Origin of the sequence: Leptospira haakeii (assembly GCF_002812045.1) — a bacterium.
Taxonomy (GTDB): Bacteria; Spirochaetota; Leptospiria; order Leptospirales; family Leptospiraceae; genus Leptospira_B; species Leptospira_B haakeii.
The window spans coordinates 183577-202490 of the sequence record NZ_NPEG01000003.1 but is presented as its reverse complement, the minus strand read 5'-3'; the positions used below and the strand labels follow the sequence as shown (position 1 = coordinate 202490).

At 40.3% G+C, this 18914-nt stretch carries 21 protein-coding genes and 2 tRNA genes; 11 read left to right on the top strand and 12 right to left on the bottom strand.

From position 1 onward, the window contains the following. Window positions 1–2: 2 nt before the first annotated feature. Window positions 3–89 (bottom strand) — tRNA-Leu (locus CH377_RS08605). A 17-nt stretch (window positions 90–106) separates the two neighbouring features. Next, a tRNA-Cys gene (locus tag CH377_RS08600) sits at window positions 107–177 on the bottom strand. A 59-nt stretch (window positions 178–236) separates the two neighbouring features. Here CH377_RS08600 and CH377_RS08595 point away from each other — a divergent pair. After that, on the top strand, window positions 237–689 hold the full coding sequence (locus tag CH377_RS08595) for a DUF4505 family protein (protein ID WP_100723411.1): 453 nt from the start codon (window positions 237–239) through the stop codon (window positions 687–689). A 19-nt stretch (window positions 690–708) separates the two neighbouring features. On the opposite strand, the gene guaA is transcribed toward CH377_RS08595, so the two are convergent. Beyond that, window positions 709–2520: a glutamine-hydrolyzing GMP synthase gene (guaA, locus tag CH377_RS08590; RefSeq protein ID WP_100723410.1), complete on the bottom strand. Its 1812-nt coding sequence runs from the start codon at window positions 2518–2520 to the stop codon at window positions 709–711. An 89-nt stretch (window positions 2521–2609) separates the two neighbouring features. On the opposite strand from guaA, the gene queF reads away from it, so the two are divergent. Beyond that, window positions 2610–3023 carry a preQ(1) synthase gene (gene queF, locus CH377_RS08585; protein ID WP_100723409.1) on the top strand — a complete coding sequence of 138 codons (414 nt, stop codon included), beginning with the start codon at window positions 2610–2612 and terminating at the stop codon, window positions 3021–3023. Then, window positions 3023–3286 carry a SemiSWEET transporter gene (locus CH377_RS08580; RefSeq protein WP_165780499.1) on the top strand — a complete coding sequence of 88 codons (264 nt, stop codon included), beginning with the start codon at window positions 3023–3025 and terminating at the stop codon, window positions 3284–3286. Before queF ends, CH377_RS08580 begins: the two co-directional genes overlap by 1 nt. A 55-nt stretch (window positions 3287–3341) precedes the next feature. Here CH377_RS08580 and lsa33 read toward each other — a convergent pair whose 3' ends face one another. After that, window positions 3342–4271, bottom strand: a complete 930-nt coding sequence (lsa33, locus tag CH377_RS08575; RefSeq protein ID WP_100723407.1) for a surface adhesin Lsa33 — start codon at window positions 4269–4271, stop codon at window positions 3342–3344. A 256-nt stretch (window positions 4272–4527) separates the two neighbouring features. On the opposite strand from lsa33, the gene CH377_RS08570 reads away from it, so the two are divergent. Further along, a complete protein-coding gene (locus CH377_RS08570) occupies window positions 4528–4746 on the top strand; it encodes a ferredoxin (protein ID WP_100710041.1) in 219 nt (72 codons plus the stop codon). 115 nt (window positions 4747–4861) lie between these two features. On the opposite strand, the gene fliM is transcribed toward CH377_RS08570, so the two are convergent. The 6 genes from fliM to CH377_RS08540 form a co-directional block, all read right to left on the bottom strand. Continuing rightward, window positions 4862–5887, bottom strand: coding sequence for a flagellar motor switch protein FliM (gene fliM / locus CH377_RS08565; RefSeq protein ID WP_020768525.1), 1026 nt, complete (start codon window positions 5885–5887; stop codon window positions 4862–4864). After that, on the bottom strand, window positions 5884–6867 hold the full coding sequence (locus CH377_RS08560; protein ID WP_100723406.1) for a hypothetical protein: 984 nt from the start codon (window positions 6865–6867) through the stop codon (window positions 5884–5886). Before CH377_RS08560 ends, fliM begins: the two co-directional genes overlap by 4 nt. Window positions 6868–7006: 139 nt before the next feature. Beyond that, window positions 7007–7615 carry a hypothetical protein gene (locus tag CH377_RS08555; RefSeq protein WP_100723405.1) on the bottom strand — a complete coding sequence of 203 codons (609 nt, stop codon included), beginning with the start codon at window positions 7613–7615 and terminating at the stop codon, window positions 7007–7009. After that, on the bottom strand, window positions 7615–8517 hold the full coding sequence (locus tag CH377_RS08550; protein ID WP_100723404.1) for a peptidylprolyl isomerase: 903 nt from the start codon (window positions 8515–8517) through the stop codon (window positions 7615–7617). The genes CH377_RS08555 and CH377_RS08550 overlap by 1 nt, the downstream gene beginning before the upstream one ends. Continuing rightward, window positions 8514–9935, bottom strand: a complete 1422-nt coding sequence (gene argH, locus CH377_RS08545) for an argininosuccinate lyase (protein ID WP_100723403.1) — start codon at window positions 9933–9935, stop codon at window positions 8514–8516. Before argH ends, CH377_RS08550 begins: the two co-directional genes overlap by 4 nt. An 18-nt stretch (window positions 9936–9953) precedes the next feature. Further along, the gene (locus tag CH377_RS08540) at window positions 9954–10391 is read right to left on the bottom strand and encodes a heme-binding domain-containing protein (RefSeq protein ID WP_100723402.1); all 438 of its coding nucleotides are present in this window, start codon (window positions 10389–10391) and stop codon (window positions 9954–9956) included. Between the two features lie 72 nt (window positions 10392–10463). Here CH377_RS08540 and CH377_RS08535 point away from each other — a divergent pair, with 72 nt between their 5' ends. From CH377_RS08535 to CH377_RS08525, 3 genes are read left to right on the top strand one after another with little or no spacing between them, the layout of a single operon-like run. Continuing rightward, a complete protein-coding gene (locus CH377_RS08535) occupies window positions 10464–10934 on the top strand; it encodes an NfeD family protein (RefSeq protein WP_100723401.1) in 471 nt (156 codons plus the stop codon). A gap of 32 nt (window positions 10935–10966) precedes the next feature. Continuing rightward, window positions 10967–11902 (top strand): SPFH domain-containing protein, encoded by a 936-nt coding sequence (locus CH377_RS08530; RefSeq protein WP_100723400.1) that lies wholly within the window; start codon window positions 10967–10969, stop codon window positions 11900–11902. 8 nt (window positions 11903–11910) lie between these two features. Beyond that, window positions 11911–12837 carry an SPFH domain-containing protein gene (locus tag CH377_RS08525; protein ID WP_100723399.1) on the top strand — a complete coding sequence of 309 codons (927 nt, stop codon included), beginning with the start codon at window positions 11911–11913 and terminating at the stop codon, window positions 12835–12837. Between the two features lie 50 nt (window positions 12838–12887). On the opposite strand, the gene fliN is transcribed toward CH377_RS08525, so the two are convergent. Continuing rightward, the gene (fliN, locus tag CH377_RS08520; RefSeq protein WP_100723398.1) at window positions 12888–13406 is read right to left on the bottom strand and encodes a flagellar motor switch protein FliN; all 519 of its coding nucleotides are present in this window, start codon (window positions 13404–13406) and stop codon (window positions 12888–12890) included. Window positions 13407–13487: 81 nt separating this feature from the next. Between fliN and CH377_RS08515 the strand changes: the two genes are divergently transcribed. The 4 genes from CH377_RS08515 (at window position 13488) to CH377_RS08500 (ending at window position 17017) form a co-directional block, all read left to right on the top strand. Beyond that, window positions 13488–14783, top strand: coding sequence for an AAA family ATPase (locus tag CH377_RS08515; protein ID WP_207797650.1), 1296 nt, complete (start codon window positions 13488–13490; stop codon window positions 14781–14783). Between the two features lie 125 nt (window positions 14784–14908). Then, window positions 14909–15733 carry a flagellar-coiling protein FcpB gene (gene fcpB, locus CH377_RS08510; RefSeq protein WP_100723396.1) on the top strand — a complete coding sequence of 275 codons (825 nt, stop codon included), beginning with the start codon at window positions 14909–14911 and terminating at the stop codon, window positions 15731–15733. Window positions 15734–15789: 56 nt separating this feature from the next. Further along, complete coding sequence (locus tag CH377_RS08505; RefSeq protein ID WP_243402089.1) at window positions 15790–16257, top strand: hypothetical protein; 468 nt, start codon at window positions 15790–15792, stop codon at window positions 16255–16257. A gap of 4 nt (window positions 16258–16261) precedes the next feature. Beyond that, entirely contained in the window at window positions 16262–17017 is a 756-nt protein-coding gene (locus CH377_RS08500) for an RsmE family RNA methyltransferase (RefSeq protein WP_100723395.1), read from the top strand. Here CH377_RS08500 and impL63 read toward each other — a convergent pair. After that, window positions 17014–18690, bottom strand: coding sequence for a cytoplasmic membrane protein ImpL63 (gene impL63, locus CH377_RS08495; RefSeq protein WP_100723394.1), 1677 nt, complete (start codon window positions 18688–18690; stop codon window positions 17014–17016). The genes CH377_RS08500 and impL63 overlap by 4 nt on opposite strands. Between the last annotated feature and the right edge of the window lie 224 nt (window positions 18691–18914).

The window sequence follows — 18914 nt, the reverse complement described above, 5'->3', positions numbered from 1 at the left end:
GTTGGTACCTGGAGCGGGACTTGAACCCGCACGAGCGTGAACTCACAGGATTTTAAGTCCTGGGTGTCTACCTATTCCACCATCCAGGCGTTTTGAAGACTCTGCCAGGCGTCGCCCGGATTCGAACCGGGGATCAAGCTTTTGCAGAGCCATGCCTTACCACTTGGCCACGACGCCGATATGAGGTATGATTTTGTGTGTGGGCAAGGTGTCAATAGAAAAGTGGAGGAAAGACTTTGAGGATCTATTTCTATCGAATCGACTCGAATTCTAGACTTTTCCATGAAGACTCAGAGCTGACGGATAAAAAGTTTCTAGACTTCTTTTTCACTCATCTAGAAAAAAACCGGACAGGTAAATATCCCGAATGCGCCTATATCTCTCCTTGTGGAAAAGAAATGAATTTTGTCCAAACGGAACATTATCCAGTTCTGTTTAAACATAGAATTGGAGATAAACTCTATTACGGAGGAGAAAAAGGGATCTTATTCCAGCCTGAAAATTTGAAATTTGATACTTTTGGAAATCTACTCCACCCTTTTCAGAAAGAAATCTGGGGAAGAATCTCTGCCGAAATCCTATTAGATCCTGAGTTAGAATGGAGAGAAAACTCTGAAAATTGGGATCTGATTTGGGGAGAAAAAAAATTCCAGATCCCAAAATTCAATCCAACTGATCTTTCTGATTAAGCTAGGACCCGAGTGAAATTTATTCCCACTCAATTGTGCCGGGAGGTTTGTTCGTCAGATCAAAAAACAAATATTCAATTTGAGGAATTTTTAGAACTTCTGAAACCAGTTCCTCCAAAACAACCTTTTCCAAGCGGAAGAAACTAGCGGTCATTGCTTCTTGAGAATCCACAGGTCTAAGAACGATACTTCTTTTCCCGGATTCGGAGCCCAAAGGAAGAAGTACCACAGGCATTTGCCAGATTTGGTCGTATATCTTTCTTTTTTGAAGAACCTTTTCCACTGCCGCGTCTGCTTCTCTCAAAATATCAGAATCTTTTTTATCCAAGTCGATTGGTTGGAATTTGAAATTTGCTTTTGAGAAGGACTCAAGGCCACCTAAGAATAGAACGACTCGATTGACTGAAGAGATTTGATTTGTGATCGCAGTGGAAATTTTATCCAGCTCATCCCAGGTTTTGTCTCCGGAAATTGCAGCACAATGCGCGTAAGACCTTTGGTCCCCTTTTACTCCCACGGAAGCTACAGGAAGAAGTTTTGCTTTTAGAGACTGATCGGAGCTTACTAATTCATCTAATTTTTTCTGAACAGCTTCTTCGACCGGTTTTTCTTGTGCGATCATCCGAACCACAAGTCCGGGCCCTGGGAAAGGATGCCTTCCGGTCCATTCCTTAGGAAGTCCTAGGTAATTCCCGAGTTCTCTAACCTCGTCTTTGTAAAGATCCTTGATAGGCTCTACTACCTTACCTTCTTCCATTAATTTTTGGATGGCTTCTACCCTATTATGATGGGTTTTGATTGTATGAGAATGTTTTGTTCCACCACTTTCTATCGTGTCCGGATAGATGGTCCCTTGTCCGAGCAACCATTCGTCTGCATTCAACCCTAAACTTTTAGCACAATCTGCCTGAGCTTGTAAGAATAGATTTCCAACAATCTTACGTTTTTCTTCCGGATCTTTTTTACCTTTTAGAGCGGAATAAAAAAGTTCAGAAGAATCATGAACATGCAACTGGATCCCTTGTGGAGAGAGTTTTTCCTGCAAGCTTGCAACCTCGTCCTTTCTCATAAATCCGGTATCAATTAGAACACCCTTAACTCTATCTTTTCCTAAAGCTCGGGAAAGAAGGAGGTACGAAACAGTGGAATCTACTCCTCCGGAAACGAGTAAGAAGATTTTTTTGTCAGCAGGAACGATTGAATGTAATTCTTCTTCTTTTAGATCTAAGAATTGTTTTAGGTTCCAGGTGCCTTCTGCCCCTGAGATTTTTACAAAGTTTTCGAGAAGGACAGAACCTTTTTCAGTATGAGTCACTTCCGGGTGAAGCTGGATCCCAAACCATTTTTGGGTAGGATTTTCAACCACCGCATATTCACAGTCTTGGCTGGAAGCTGTGCGAGTAAAACCTTCCGGCAAACGAGTCACCTCGTCTCCATGGCTCATCCATACAACTTCTCCGCCCGCAAAACCTTTGAGCAATTGTGTTTTAGGAGTATCAATAAAATCTAAAGCGGCTCTTCCGTATTCTGCTATACCCGCTTTTTTAACTTCTCCACCTAAAAGTTTCATCATGAGTTGGTGGCCGTAACAAATCCCTAAAACTGGGATTCCTAATTTTAAGACCTCGACAGGTAGAGAAGGAGAATCCGGTTCGTATACACTTTCAGGTCCTCCTGAAAGAATAATGCCAGAAAGTTTGGAATATGTTTCAATAGGTTCGTCGTTACCTAAAATTTCGGAATAAGCCCCCAAACGACGAATTCTGGACGCGATCAAATGGGCGTACTGCCCTCCAAAATCCACAATCCCAATTACATTTTGGTGCTTCATTCCAAGGTATCCTTAACGTTTCCTTTATGTGAGTTGTAAAAAGATTCCCAGAGACAAAGTCCGGAAAACTCTGGTTTAAAGAGGGAATCATGAGCCATCAACAAGAGTCGATAGGAATTTCCGCTTATGAGGGAAGACAGGACCATATCCCCAGTCTGAAACTTCCCGAGATAGAATCTTTCGCCAATGTGTACGAAGGTAAGGATTACACAATCGATTTTACCATTCCAGAATTCACTGCGGTTTGTCCTAAAACCGGACTGCCGGATTTCGGAGTGATAGAGATCAGCTATATACCAAAGGCAAAATGTATAGAATTAAAATCCCTGAAAGAGTATATTCTCGCCTACCGAAACCTTGGAATTTTTCATGAGAATGTGGTGAATCGGATCTTAGAAGATCTGATCCAATCAGTGGATCCAAAATACATCAAGGTCAAAGGTGATTATAACCTAAGAGGTGGGATCAAAACTGTAGTTTCAAGAGAGTACACAAGCAAATGATAGATCCGATCTCCTTACTTGGATTTATAGCTTGTACATTGACTACTCTGGCATTTCTTCCCCAGCTCATCAAAGTGATCCTGGAAAAAAGAACCAGGGATATTTCCAGGAACATGTATCTTGTTCTTTCTGTGGGAGTATTTTTCTGGCTTTGTTATGGGATCTTAAAGAATGATTTTCCGATCATTCTCGCAAACGGTTTCACCTTAATTTTTACCACCACAATTCTCTGGTACAAACTTCGTTCAAAAGAAGAAGAATAAAAAAAGCCGCTTCCTTATGGAAACGGCCCTTCGTTTTTTAGAATAGAAGCCTTAATTATTTAGGAGCTGCTTGGTCTTTTAAAGACTTACGCTGGTTCTCCAATTCTTTCTTGGCATCATCCATAGAAGATTTTACTTTTTCTTTCTCTTCTTTACCTGCCTTTTGGATGGCTTCCTTTTCTTCTTTTCCGGCACTCTTAGCTTCTTCTAGAAGTTTACGATTTTCTTCTTTTGCACCTTCGATCAGTTCTCTATTTCTTTGCTTTTGTTCTTCCAAACCTTGGAGGATTCGAGCCTTATTCTCTTGGAAATCTTTTAAGATCTCTTGGATACGAGCTCTTTGTTCTTCCGTAATGGATTGGATGGTAGCGGAATCATCTTTTAATTCTTGGGCTTCATCCTCGGTTAAAGGTTGTTCTTTAAATGTATCTCCATTAGAACTAACATTTTCACCTGCGTCAGCAATAGCCTGGTTTTCAGGGTTATCAGCGTCAGCAACTTCAACAGATCCATCGGATACTCTTGTGCTTGTTCCTTTACCAGACTCTTCTACGATGAACTCAGTTCCTCTAACAGAAGCTACGACTGTAGGAGTAGAAACTGTAAATTTGGAAGTTTTCGTAAGTTTACCCGCAACCTTGGTGAAAATTTTTCCCTTGATCAAACCCATGTCCGCGTAGGTTTCCCCATTTGCGGAATCGACAAAAATTTTCTTTAGAGTGAGGCTTGTGTTTTCTTTGATCCTAACAAGAACTCCTTCAGTCAATTGAAGGTCTGCATAAGAATCTTTCCCGGTTTCTATCTTATCTTCCGGTAAAAGGAAAGTATCAAGTGCTACTGCTTTCTCTTTTCCGGCTTTATCAAAAATTTTTACTGTTCCCTTGGTGAATGTGATCACTCCACCTTGGAGATCTTCTTTGGCTTTCTTACAATCTACAATTACAATACTGAGGGCCAAAAAGAAGGTTATGGCAATCCGTTTCATTTAGTTCTGATTCTCCCTTGGATTAAGGTTTGAGAAGAATATCGATGAAAGAAATTTCCGTCCACATTTTTACTCCAGCCCTTCGAATTATTCTGGAAGGATATTGTCTAATAGATACAAGGCCAGAAACCCATTGAGACTGGCAATCAGTGGCGGAATCTGAAACGAAAAGGTATTGCGCCATAGCCCTAGTCTAGAAATTGTAGCCCTAGACCGCCAAATCGAAGAACTAAAAAAGTTCCAAAGGAGTGACAGAATGAGCAAAATAGCCTATGTAGATAAGGACAACTGTACTTCTTGCAACCAGTGTGCAGACAATCTACCTAAGTACTTTCAAATGGACGATAACGATACTTCCGAGACTCATATCGGAGGAGAAAATGTTAACCAAGCTCAGATCCCTGAGGAAGATTGGAAAACAGTTCAGAAAGAAATGGATGAATGTCCCGGTGAATGTATTCACTGGAGAAAGTAATCGTTTTCCGATTTCTATATTCTATAAAAAACAAAAGCGGGAATCTTTCCCGCTTTTTTTGTGTCTTGTGAAAACTCTTGATCTGGATCAAAAGTTTTTGTTAGAAATAATTCCCTCAGTATTCTTGTTCTGATCTAGTAGAACCAAGTAATTCGTCAGGAATATCTTCTACCCTGTCTCCGATCTGGATAGCGAGCCTATTCCCAACACGTCCTGGAAGACATTTGAACTTCTTACGTTCCCCTACTTTTACAAGCATATCGGACCTAGTAGTGGTGTTTTCTAATTTAACAACATCGCCTACGGTTAAGTTCATAAAATCTAAAATAGAAATATCTACTGAACCAACTTCTGCGATTACAGGAATTTGTACCTGATCCAAACGTTCTTGGATGATTGCCCTGTTCTCGTCCAACTCACCTTTACGGATAGAGGAATACCAATACTGAGCAGAAAGTTTATTAATGATAGGTTCAATTGTGATATATGGAATACAAAGGTTAGTAAGACCTTCTACCTCCCCGATCTTGGTCTCTAAGTTGATCAAAACCACCATGTCATTCGGAGGTACAACCTGAGCGAACTGAGGGTTTGTTTCGATATTACCCAGACGAGGCCTAAGGTCTATCACTGTTGACCACGCTTCTCTCATGTTCCCTAAGATACGAACGATAATCCCTTCCATTACGCTCATCTCTATCTCGGAAAGTTCTCGAGAAATCTTTGCAGTCTCTCCTTTACCACCGAAAAGACGGTCAATGATCGTAAATGAAATAGAAGGATCTATTTCTAAAATTGCGGAACCCCTAAGTGGGTCCATGTTAATCACAGCAAGTGTGGTTGGGTTCGGAATGGATCGAATAAATTCTTCGTAAGTTAACTGGTCCACAGCCGCTACGTGAACGTGAACGAGAGCTCGAAGCTGAGCAGAGAGTCCCGTCGTTGCCAAACGAGCAAATGTCTCGTGCATCATCTGTAGAGTACGGATCTGGTCTTTAGAAAATTTGTCGGGGCGTTTGAAGTCGTAAATTTTGACCTTCTTTTGTTCCCCTACGGAAGAATATTCATCCTCCGCTACCTCTCCACTGGAAATGGCGTTTAATAATGCATCTATCTCGTCTTGGGATAAAATTTCCGTCATTTTCTTACCTTCGCTAATAGATTAGCCACTTTCCAAAACATTCCGTTTTCTTCAGGCATTCTTCTTAAAGTAAATTCGTATTCATATCGAACAGGGACTTTATTCACTCTTCTTTCCACAGCAACTCTTACTTTGGAAAGATTTGAATTCACCTTCTCCGTTCCCAAGATCTTATAGTATTGTAACATACCTGATCTGTTTTCTGCCAGATAATTCCTGAATTCTTCCAGAACAAAATCTTTTTCGGCTTCTTCTGATTGTTGCCAATCTCTGGCAAATCTGTCATATGCTTGTATGTATTCCGGGAAATGGATCCATTTAAAATGGAGCTTCCAATTTTTTTTCTTTTCAGCTCCTAAGAATAGATGGATTACTTCTTCAGGTTCAAGTCCGTCTGTCGCTGGATCTTGGTAAGGAACTCCAGGAAGGACCCAATCTTTTTTACGCTCTTCTACGCTGAAATAAGGATGGCTTTCTGATCTTACAAAATGGTCCCCGTATTCCGAGATATTTGGATAGAAGTAAGCGGTTACGAAATATTTTTTACCTGGTTCTAACTCATACAGATGATCGATCCGGATCTCTTTGGAGAATGTCTCATCCTTATGAAGAATGATCTCTTTGACCTCGTCTCCGACTAAGTTCTCAACTTTATTTCTTCTTCTTAAAACGGGATCCTGTTTTCTTTCTTCTTCTATTCTTGTTACGGTTCTTCCGTCTTCATCTCTTACGATTACTTGGAAGGAACGTAGATCTTTTCCATAAGGGAAAATTCTTAGGACCTCATTCCCTGTGTTCCGCACGGAAAGTACAGCGGAAATCGGTTCCTTTTCTCGGAACTGCATTTTAGGAAGTTTGATATCCACTATGCCTTGGGCTTGGATATAATTTTCGGAAACTTCTCCCCTTGCATTCCTGTTTGGATATGATCCCAAGCTGAATGCATTCAGAAGAATTAGTATGATCAGAATTCGTTTCATTCTAAAATTTCAATCCGGTTTTCCAGGTTTCGACACTTCGGACCTAGAGAGCTTTATTCAGCTCTACATTTTAGATTTCGGCAAAAAGAGACAAAACCTACTAAAAAATACGGGAAATTATGTAGGAAAGGAGAGCCTTTCAGCCTTCTGCGTCTTCGATAATATAGTCTGCGATCCGGATCAGTCTCCCAAGCACAGGTTTCAACTTACTGTATTCCTGGTAACATTCCTCGTATTTTTCCAAAATTGGCCCGATCTGAGCCACAGATTTAGGAGATAGATTCAAACTGGAAATATTGGATTCCGAGAGTTTTTCCGCAGATTCCAAACTATCGAAAAAGCGGGTAATCTCTTTTAGAATGGATTCATCCGCCCTATCATTCTTTTCGAAATTGGATTCTATTTTTAGAATATAATCCGTGAGAGTTTGTTTGAGTCTGACTTCTTCTTCGTTTGCTTTTCGTTTTGCAGTTAGGTTGTTTACCTTACTGTAACGAGCCATCGCTTCTTCATAGGAATGGCTGACGGACTGCCTGTTTTGTTGGATAAGGCGGACCAGTGAAACTACCGATCGGAAATCCCAAGCAGTGTCTTTTTTGTTCCGGATCTCAGGGAACATTTCTCCACCTTTGGAGTCATCTACCTGTAATCCGGAAAGTTTTTCTAATATTCTTCCCGTGGAGCCAGAGCCCTGTATCTCTCGAGCCACCGAAAGAAAAATGGGATTTTGGTCCAGGGAAGCGCTCATTATTTTGCCCTCTTATCGTAGATGGACACTTTGCGAATTGTAGTTTTGCCGTTTCCGGAAGCGATGATCTTATCAACTATATCAGCACCTTGGATGATCTGTCCGAATACTGTATGTAATCCGTCCAAATGAGGAGTATCTACTTGGTTAATGAAAAATTGAGAACCGTTTGTATTCGGTCCTGCATTTGCCATTGCCAATGCGCCTTTGATCGCCTTCTTACTTTTGACTACGTTATTATATCGATATCCTAATCTGTAGAGGATTTCCATAACGGAAAGATTTTTAGCCTTCTCCAAATTACTTTCTAGCTCTTCTCTTCTTTCGTCTGCTTCTCTTTGGCTACGGATACCAAGTTCTCCACCAATGTATCTGTAAAGGTAACCGGTATAATATTGTGACTGTCCGATCTTAGCTTGGTCTAAACCTAAACTTGCGGCATTGATCTCGTCAGCAAATCTGTATCCTGGAGTTCCGGATCCGTCTCCATAAGGACATCCACCTTGGATCATAAAACCTTCGATCACTCTATGGAAAGTTAATCCATCATAGAATGGTCTTTTCTGAGGTTGTCCATTTCTAAGAGTGAATTCTTTCTCACCTTGTGCAAGATCGATAAAGTTTTGAACTGTTTTAGAAGCATCCTTATCATATAGCTCAAAAAGCATATTTCCTTGGGTAGTTTCTATTAAAGCATAGATAGCAGGCTTTTCAGGAAGGGCCGCACGAGGTTTTTCCTCTTTCCTAACGATCACTTCGACCGGGCTATATGTTTCCGGAACATATCTTTGTTCCGCATATGGATTTGCCTTACAGGCAAAAGAAAATAATAAAACCGTAAACCATACTAAGGCACCAAAAATTCCGGGCTTAGAATTCGATTTTACATTCAGATAATTCATTTCGTTTTCCTTTGGATTGAGTTGATAGATTGTTTCGCGAGTTCTAATTGTTCTAACTGTCTGGATTTAGAAGTCCCACCATAGCTAGATTTTTTATCTGTAGAAAGTTCAAGACTCACTGCTTTGGAATATTCTTCTCCTATAAAATAGGGAGAAATTCCTTTTCGAACTTCTTCCGGGATTGTGAATAAGTTCTCTTTTTTTTCCACACATTCGGATACAAGTCTTCCTACCAGTTCATGTGCGGTTCTAAATGGGACTTTTTTCTCTCCCACTAAAAAGTCAGCCAAATCGGTAGCGGTTGCAAATCCTTCTTTCAAGGATCTTTCTCCTCTTTCCGGTCTGAACTGCATTTCGGAAACCATTGCTTCCAAACCTTCCAGACTGAGTAAGACGGTCTCCACAGCATCAAAAACAGCTAACTTGTCTTCTTGTAAATCACGATTGTAAGTAAGAGGCAATCCCTTTATAAGTCCGATGAGATGATTCAAATTACCGGCCACCCTCGCGGATTTTCCACGGATTAGTTCCGCAATATCCGGATTTTTTTTCTGGGGCATGATAGAAGACCCAGTGGTAAGCGAATCAGGCAGTTTTATAAGACCGAATTCCTGGGAAGAATAGATGATAATATCTTCGCAAAAGCGAGAGGCATGCAACATGGTTTGGACCGCTGCAGATAAAAATTGCAAAAGATGATCCCTGCTTGCAACCGCATCCATACTATTCGGGGAAATTGAATCTACTTTTAGTTCAGAAGCCAAAAATTCTCTATCGTTTTGGTAATTCACTCCGGCCATCGCACCGGAGCCGAGGACTAGAATATTTGCAGTCTTCTTAGCAAATTCGAAAAACTCCAAGTCTCTAGTGAACATCCAAAAATAGGCCAATAAAAAATGAGAAGCACGGATCGGCTGCGCAACTTGTAAATGAGTGTAACCTGGAATGATCGTATCTATATTTTTAGAAGCTTGTTCATAAAGGGCTTCTCTCAAAGAATCTAAACGGAGTAAAATTTCTTGGATCCGATTTCTCACATAAAGCCTTGTGTCTTGTGAGACTTGGTCGTTTCTAGATCTGGCTGTATGTAATTTTTTCCCCACTTCTCCTTTCAGTTCTGTGAGTCTGGATTCCACATGCATATGAATATCTTCCAACTCGGAACTGAATTTGAAATTTCCGGATTCTATTTCTTCTTCTACCTGATTTAATCCATCTAGTATGTCTTTTAATTCTGTCGGGTTTAAGATGCCCATCTTTGCAAGCATCTTGGCGTGAGCCCTACTTCCTTCTAGATCTTCTTTGTACAATTTTTGGTCGAAGGAAATAGATTCTCCTATCCTTTCCATAATGGAAGAAGCTTTTTCTTTAAATCTTCCTCCCCAAAGTTTAGAGTTCTTGTCCTCAGATGTGTTCATTAAAATGATTTAGATGCCTTATTGATTTTCCGCAAATGTTTGGAGCCAGTCTCTTAATATCTCTATTTCTTCTTGGTCCAGTTTAGAGTTAGAATGTAAGAAAATATAATCCTTAGGAGGCATATGACCTTCTTCCACTTCTTCCAATATCTCTTCCGCTAGATCCGCTTTTTTTTCCTGTTTTAAGCTTTCCCATTCGGAAAAATTTAATTCTTCCCGGCCTTCTTCAATATGATGAGAGATATATAAAGAAACCGGAAAAACCTTAGAATACCAGGGCCATTCCACTAGATCCGAATGGCAGTCATAACAAGACTTTCGAAAAATCTTTTTGACGCGTTCTTCCGTTTTGATTTCATTAGCATTCTTTCCCAACGGAGGTTGTACGGGGATTAACTGTAGAGCAAGGAATAAGACTAGTAATCCAATTCCGAGACGAATCCAAATTTTTCTCATCACTCCCGCTAAGAATATGGACGGGAATGTTTTTGAAAATAGAATTTTTCCCCTTTCTTCTACCTAAAAACCATGGACTTTTTACAAGACGGACATAACCTCTCTTATCTCTGGATCGCCTCCGGGATCATTCTTATGGTGGCGGAACTTTTTGTCCCTGGAACCTTCGTATTCTTTTTAGGACTCTCTGCTACAATTGTAGGAAGTATTTCCTATTTTTATGAAATAGGATTTTGGCCCCAAGCAATCGTTTGGGCCGCACTTTCGGGAATTCTGATCTGGATAGGAGGAAGTTTCCTTAGAAAATTTTTTCCTTCTTCTTCCGAGACAGCAACGCTTAATCCGGAAGATGGTCCAGGACGTATTGTTCTAGTTTCCAAGGACATTCTTGTAGAAAGGAAAGGTGGCAGGGTCGTATTCCAAGGCACTGAATGGGATGCGATCAGCAAATCCAAACGTATTCCGGCCGGAAAAAGAGCTAGAATATTGGAGAGAGAAAACCTTACGTTCGTTGTGGAGCCGATCGAGCTTCCTGAAATATAATCATTTTTGAATAGGAGTTAGAAACAGACAAAATGGACCCATTTCTATTTTTTACGCTGATATTTATCGCGACCATCTATCTCATTATGAAAACCTGTATAGTGGTTCCCCAAAACTATTGTTTTGTAGTGGAAAGACTAGGAGTGTTCCGCGGGGCGCTCGGTGCAGGTTTTCATTTTCTCATCCCGATCATTGACCAGATCAGATACAAACAACTTTTGAAAGAGATCGCTATCGATATTCCTCCTCAAACTTGTATCACTAAGGATAACGTTTCCATCTTGGTAGATGGTATCCTTTATATCAGAGTCATGGATGCTTATAAGGCTTCCTACGAGATCGAGAATTTTAGGAACGCGACCATCCAATTAGCACAAACAACTCTCCGTTCAGAGATAGGGAAACTTGTATTGGATCATACATTCTCCGAAAGAGATGATATCAATGCAAATGTAGTGCGCGCATTGGACGAGGCAACAGATCCGTGGGGAATCAAAGTAACCCGTTATGAGATCAAAAATATTTCTCCACCTAAAGAGATCCTTCATGAAATGGAAGAACAGGTAAAAGCAGAACGTGTAAAACGTGCCGAGATTACAATTTCCGAAGGCGAAAAGTCTGCTCGTATCAATCGCTCTATGGGCGAAAGACAGGAAGCGATCAATCTTTCCGAAGGCGAAAAGATCAAAAAGGTAAACGAGGCAGAAGGTAAAGCTAAGGAGATAGAATTTATCGCCAAAGCAAAAGCAAAAGGGATCCAACAAATCTCGGATGCAATCGGAAACGATGGTGGAACAGAAGCAGTCAATCTTCAGATCACAGAAGATTATCTATCAGGCCTAGGAGTTATTCTGGAAAAAGCAAAAACCACAGTTCTTCCTACGGAAATGGCAAACGTAGTCGGTTTCTTTGAGGGAATCTCCAAAGTGACTAACAAATTCCCAGGACTTGATTCGGAGAAGGAGTAATATTCAAGATGTTTGTATCAGTATTTTTATGGATATTTTGGCTCGGGTTTTTACTCTACTTTGCCTATAAACTATATCGTTCCTTAAGGATTGTTTCCGCTCAGGAATGTATCATTGTAGAAAGACTCGGAAAATACAGCAGGACCCTTCATGCAGGGTTTCATATTCTAATCCCTTTTATTGATTATGATGCCTATTATCATACTTTAAAAGAGCAAGCCATAGACGTTCCTCCTCAAACTTGTATCACCAAGGACAACGTTAAGGTGGAGATGGATGGTATTCTTTATTTGAGAGTACTCGATCCTCAAAAAGCTAGCTACGGAATAGAAGATTATAGATTCGCAGTGACCCAACTTGTACAAACCACGATGAGAGCAATCATCGGAACCATGGATCTGGATACAACTTTCGAAACCAGAGAAGTGATCAATAGCAAGATTTTAGAAGTTTTAGACCAAGCGGGTGAACCTTGGGGAGTCCGAGTAAATCGTTATGAGATCGTGAACATTGCCCCTCCTAAATCTGTGATCGAAGCAATGGAAAAAGAGAAAAAAGCTCAGATCTCTAAGAAGGCTCAGATCTCCCTTTCAGAAGGAGATAGAGATTCTAGGATCAACCGATCTTTAGGTATTAAAGAAGAAGCGATCAATAAGTCTGAGGGTGAAAAACAAAAAAGGATCAATGAAGCAGAAGGACAAGCTGCTGAAATTGAATCCATTGCAACTGCAACTGCAAAAGGTATTGAACTACTTGCTGCTTCTATTAAAACAAAAGGTGGAAAAGAAGCAGTTAAACTCAGGATTGCTCAGAGATTTATCAAAGAGGTAGAAAAATTGGGACAGGATGGAACAGAGCTTGTTCTTCCATTAAATCTATCTAATTTTAAATCTGTAATGAAATCAGTGCTCGGAAGCGAGGACAAAAAGGTTTAAAAGTCGAAAGGTTCGTATCCGGAAAAAACTTCCGGATACGAATATTCACCTTAGATCATTCTTCTAGATGGATCTACTATCTCGGTAATTCTAATCCCGTAATAATCATCTAATAAAACCAGTTTTCCCTTTCCAACCAGTTTGCCGTTTGCTAAAATATCTAGATCTTCGCCAACTGCATTGTCTAATTCTACAACTGCGCCTTCGTTCAGACCTAGGACATCTTTAATGTACATATTGGTCCTACCTAATTCCACAGTAAGAGCCACATTTACATCTAATAATAGATTTAAGTTTGCGGTATTAGAAGAAACAGAACTAGAACGAGCACTTGCTTTTGGTGGAGCCGGGGTAGAAGAAGGTCCCAAAGCCGCAGCAATATCCGCGAAAGATGGAGCTCCTCCAGATGCCGGAGAAGTTGAAGCGCCCGCTCCACCACCGGAATCTCCTAATAGTGAATCCAATTCTCCGCTCAGATTAAAATCAGCAGAGCCACCGCCCCCACCTCCCGGACTGGACCCGGTTAGTAATGCGTCTATATCGTCTTGTGAAAGGGAGCCTTCACCCATTAGGACTTGCCTCCAAAGGTTCTTTCTAAATTCTTCGACAGAACCGAAAGATTATACAAGAGAAATTCTAGGGAAGAAAGAATGAAACCTGAAGATTTGACCAGCGCCCCCCCTCGAAATTCCGGAAATATTCTGGATTTTACCCAGGCTAAAAACCTGCTTTATTCGGAGCTAAAAGGTCTAGGAGTTAAGGACTCCGAACTTCCCGCGTTTTTACCCGACAAAAAAGATCTCAGGATAGAATTCCCGATCCCAGGAGCAGACAAAAGCCAATTATTGGACTGCATCCAAATTGTTCGAAATCATATTGAAAACCTAAGGATCCATACATTTGAGCCTGGATATGTTTGCCTCCAAGCCTTGAACGAGAATTTATTCGAAACCAAAAACATTCTAGACAATGCAAAGTTCCGTTTTTATTCAGGGAGAAACCAAAGCAAGGTAGAGATCACTAAAAAGGGAGATTTCCATAGAGAGGAAGTTTTTTCCGCGATAGATCTATTCAAATATCTCAGACTTTCCAAACAAGAGTCTGTCCAGAATCCGAAGGAACTTTTACTTAGACTAGGAATCGATGTATTCGATCCGATGGAAGCAAAGAAGAAGGGAGACTGGATGACATTCGAGACCATAGCAGGTTACGAAGATGTCAAAAGACAAATATTAGAATCCATTATACTTCCTCTAAAGTCTCCGGAGACCTTAGAAGAACTTTCCAAACTCACCCGAAAGTTTCCAGGCAGGACAAAACCTAGGGCAATTCTTTTAGAAGGAGAACCTGGTGTAGGAAAAACCACCATGGCAAAGGTAATTTCCTGCATGACCGAGATCCCTCTTATCTATGTGCCGGTGGAATCTATTTTAAGTAAATATTATGGGGAAAGCGCCCAGAACATGGCTTATGTCTTCGATGTGGCTTCCCTATTCCCTTCTTGTCTTTTATTTTTGGATGAAATCGATTCCCTGGCTGGGTCCAGGGACGACGGCCTATTCGAGGCCACCCGGAACATTTTATCCGTATTATTACGAAAACTGGATGGTTTCGAAGGGGGACAAAAATCAATCACCTTAGGCGCCACAAACAGAAAACAGGACCTGGATAAGGCTTTGGTTTCCAGATTCGACAGATCAGTATTCTTCCCGCTGCCTAATGAAAAAGAAAGGGCTGCGATATTAGGAAATTATGCTAAACATTTACAGGATTCAGAGCGTTTAACAATTTCACAACGATTGGGATCGCATTCTGGACGGGATTTACGGGATTTCTGCGATTTTGTAGAACGAAGATGGGCGGCCAATCTGATTGAAAAAGGATTGAAACCGACTCCTCCCCCCTATGAACTGTATCTAGAAACCAGTTCGAAATCCGGAAAATAAATGTTTTCGGTGCGAAAATGTAAGTCTTCGATTTAATCGGGAGTCTATTTTACCGATACTAGAGACAGGGTATTCTCGACTTTCGGGAGACCCAAACGCAGAAGAGACCAAGGAAATAGGGTACAATGAAACGCAAAATCGCATTTTGCCTGGCAATTTTTTCAATCGCAGGCATACTCAACGCTCAAGACAACCAAGCCCAAAAGAAGGAAGATCAGCAAACTGGTGCTGCCATTTTGGATACTGAAAAAGGTCTGGATCAGAGAGCTTCCGCTCTTAACGAAAGACTAAAACGTCATACCGTACTCATGAAAATGAAAGTACGTATTCTTCCATTCAGAACTGTTCTTTTCAAAGGAAAAGCAAACAACGACGAATGTGTGCCTGCTAATAGCAACGCACAAGAAGATGCAGCAAACAACTGTATCCGTGTAGAAGTTTACGATTTCATTAAGGATGAGGAAAGAGGACAAGGTAAGATCGTTCAAGGTGGACTTTCCAAGTTTATGGAAATCTACTTCGAAGGACCGAACACCAACGATCCGGATCCTAGAATGGAACCTCCTCGCAAAATCAGCAAAATTATAAGCAAAGTTTATAAGAATAACTTCCTAATCGAAGATAAATCGGTTTCCGAGATCATCGACAGGGCTCCAAATGATCAACCAGGACATAACGACAAGATCGAACTATTCTATCAAAAGAACGGTTATCCTGAAGGTGGTCGCCCTGAAACTCCTAGTGAAAAAGGTGTTGGTAAATATGTTCTTGCTAACGTAGAGAACACTAAGACCCACCCTATCCGTAACTCTTTCAAAAAGACTTTCTACATTAAACATTTGGATTCATTCGACAGATTGTTTACCAAAATTTTCGATTATAATGATCAATTGGGTAATGAGAACTACAAAGAGAACGTAAACACGCTCAAGGAATCCCTGAAATACTAAGCTAAGTGCGGTATATTCTTCCTTGTTCTTCCTGCGGCACTGAACTCAGGATTCCCATGGATTTGGGAAGACTGACTGTTCGGTGTCCTAGATGTTATCATTCTTTCGTTTTTGATCCGGAAGACCCGGCCAGTTTTAGAGGCGGAAGATACGATCTCCCCGGAGGAGACTCCGGCATTAAGAGTCCCCGTTCAGTACGGGGATTTTTTCGTTTTTTAGAAGATAAATTCGAATCCATCAAATCCAGATTTAGTCGGAATAGATCCTATGGTTGGCAAAATCCTGGAGAACGTTCCCAATCATTCGAAAATTATAATGATGATCCGAATCGTACAGGATTCGGCCCACTTCTCGCAAAATATATTCTATTCATTTTGATCCTAATCGGGATCGCAAGGGCCTGTTTCTTTTCTTCCCAAAACTGGAATGAATCTATTCCAAATTGGAATTCTCCAGAGACACAAGAACCTTCTGTTCCGAGTCCTAATGAAGAAGATGATAAAGCTCCTCAAGTAGAAATTTAGACTTATGAATTATCTAATATTGGATCCCTCTCAGAAAACAAATTCTGGGGAATTCAAGATTATCAATCAAGATAAGATCATTCATATTCTAAAAGTTTTACAGAAAAAAGAAGGAAATAAGATCAAAGCCGGTCTCCTAAATGAAAGTTTAGGGATTTTTAAAATTAGAAATATATCTCCTCAAGAAGTTTTAGGATCATACACTCCGATTATTAAGCCTAAAAGAAGAAGTCCCGGTATAAATCTAATCGTCTCCGTCCAAAGACCTCCTACAGTAGAGAAAATCCTAGAACTTGCCGGTGTCTGGGGAGTACAATCCTTGGAATTCAGACTTGCTACACTTTCCAGAACTGAATATCTCACCTCCCCCGTTTGGAAAGAAGAGAATATAAAAGAAAAACTGATTTTAGGAATGGAACAAGGTGGTAACGTTTTTCTACCTAAATTAGAACTTGGATTTGTTCCTCCAGGTAAAAAAACAAGTTTCGAAAAGAAACAGTCCATTTCCGAAATAGTGTCTTCTTCCCGAAAATTTTTCTATTTGGATAAAAAAGGAAAATTTATCCAAGAGATTCTTCCTTTGGATGAAAAAGAATATTTTATCTTATTAGGCCCTGAACCGGGCTGGACAAAAACGGAATTGGAAGTATTCAGAAAATCAAATATTCCAGGAATCAGACTTTCTTCTTCCGTTTTAAGATCGGAACAGGCAGTATCTTTCTTCCTTTCCCAATGGGAAAAACTCTTTGCCTCATATTAGAAGGACAAAGAGTTAGAGAATAAAACCTTTTGCTCGTCCTGTGCTACGAAACTATTAGAGGTGCTATCGTAAACCCATCTACGAATATCCTGCACTCTGATCGAAATGAATCCCAAATTGAGAGCCGCTTCTATCGCTCCGACTGAATTATCATCTACCTTGAATGCATCTTTATTCTGATCAAAGTTTTTACGTGTATAATACCCGGAAATCATGAATAATGAACCGATCGGGAAATATAAACCTACGAAGATCCTTGAATTATTCGGTCCGGAATAATTCTCATAGTTTGCTTCCAAAGAAATTCTATAAAAGCTTAATACTACCGATGTGAAATAACCTTTCAGTCTTGCAGCATCCGGATCCATCAGTTTAGCAGCTTCCAATTTTGTCATTGGAAGTTGGGAGTTCACATTAGCTTGGTATCTTTCCAATTCATAAAAGCTATCAAAATACATTGGAATATAGTTCGCGTCCATATTCCTGTATTCAGGTTTAATCTTAGCGTAAATATCTTTTCCACCAAAACGGAACATAGCGCCTGTATGAGTTCCTTTGGAATTCAATATTTTAATGGTATTAACATCATAGTAAGGGGTGATCTCCACATACTTTGAGCTGATCAATTTGTATTCTGCATCCATACCTTGGATGACCAATTTTTCAGACTGTTCTACAAGTGGATTATTATTAGAATCCAAACGTAAACGACCGGTGGTATCAAATGAAAGCTGAGTCGGTGCTTTTGTATCGAAAGCCGTTGTATATCCGATAGAGAATCTATTCGCGAAATTGTCCTGATTGAAAAACTCTTTTAACTTTTCCTTACGAGATTCTGGCTTTTTCTCGATCGGAATCATTTCTTCTTTCATCTGGTGGGTCTTTTGATCTTCTACTAAAGCCCTGTATTTCTCCCTGTCTTCCGGATCTACTCCGGCTTCTTCATAAACTTTTCTTCGACCGGCTTCGTCCGCTACGTTTCCTTGTCCAAGCTGCAACATCCCGAATAACTGGGATCTACCTGTAAATAGATCGAATAATTTGAATGCGATCGCAAACGGACGAACATATCCCCGAGCGGCACCTATCTCATGAGTATAGACTGAGTTTGTGAATACCTGCACACCACCATAATCATTATTAAAATCAGCCATAAGACCCACATTATAAATGTCTATCCTTTGGTTGTTCACATAACGGTTTACGATTGTTCCGTGTCCGATATATCCATCAAAAAGTTTTCCTGCATAAAAGGAGAAGGTTGTCTCCCCAGGTTTATATAGTCCGTAGGTCCCGTACCAAATATTATTAATCAGCCTGAGATAATCGCTCTTCTGGTCATAGTCAATTTTACGGATACTTCCTACCTTTAAGGTTGGGTCTTTTGGATCTTGGTCATAGGCGAGAAAGTTCATCGGAGCTGTGATTGATAGCCCGAATTCCCCGCCAAAATTCAAATTTAAGGTAGGAGCAAGATATAGATAATAGTCGTTATTAAACTTGTTTACCCCTGCATCAAATGTGAATGGATCAGGAGGTTGCATGAACTGTCTTCCTGGAGGCATCCAGAGTTGGGCTTCAAGTTCCTCCCCTGGTATTATATAAAGGGAGAGAAGGATAATTCCCGGAAGTAATATAGATCTTCTAAATAAATTCAAAAAGTTTAATTTCATATTTCAGCCGGAATGTTTCCGGGGACCGTATTTCAATTCATCCAAAAATAGTACCACTAGTATCGTATTACATACGTGGAATCTAAATGACTTACCGATTCTATCAGAACCTTGCGTTGAAAAACCAATAAAACAGGAACATTTCTCGTATTTTAGAAAATATTTTCCAAAATTTAATGAATTTTACTTCTTAAGGGATGAATTTCAGAAAGAATTTTCAATTT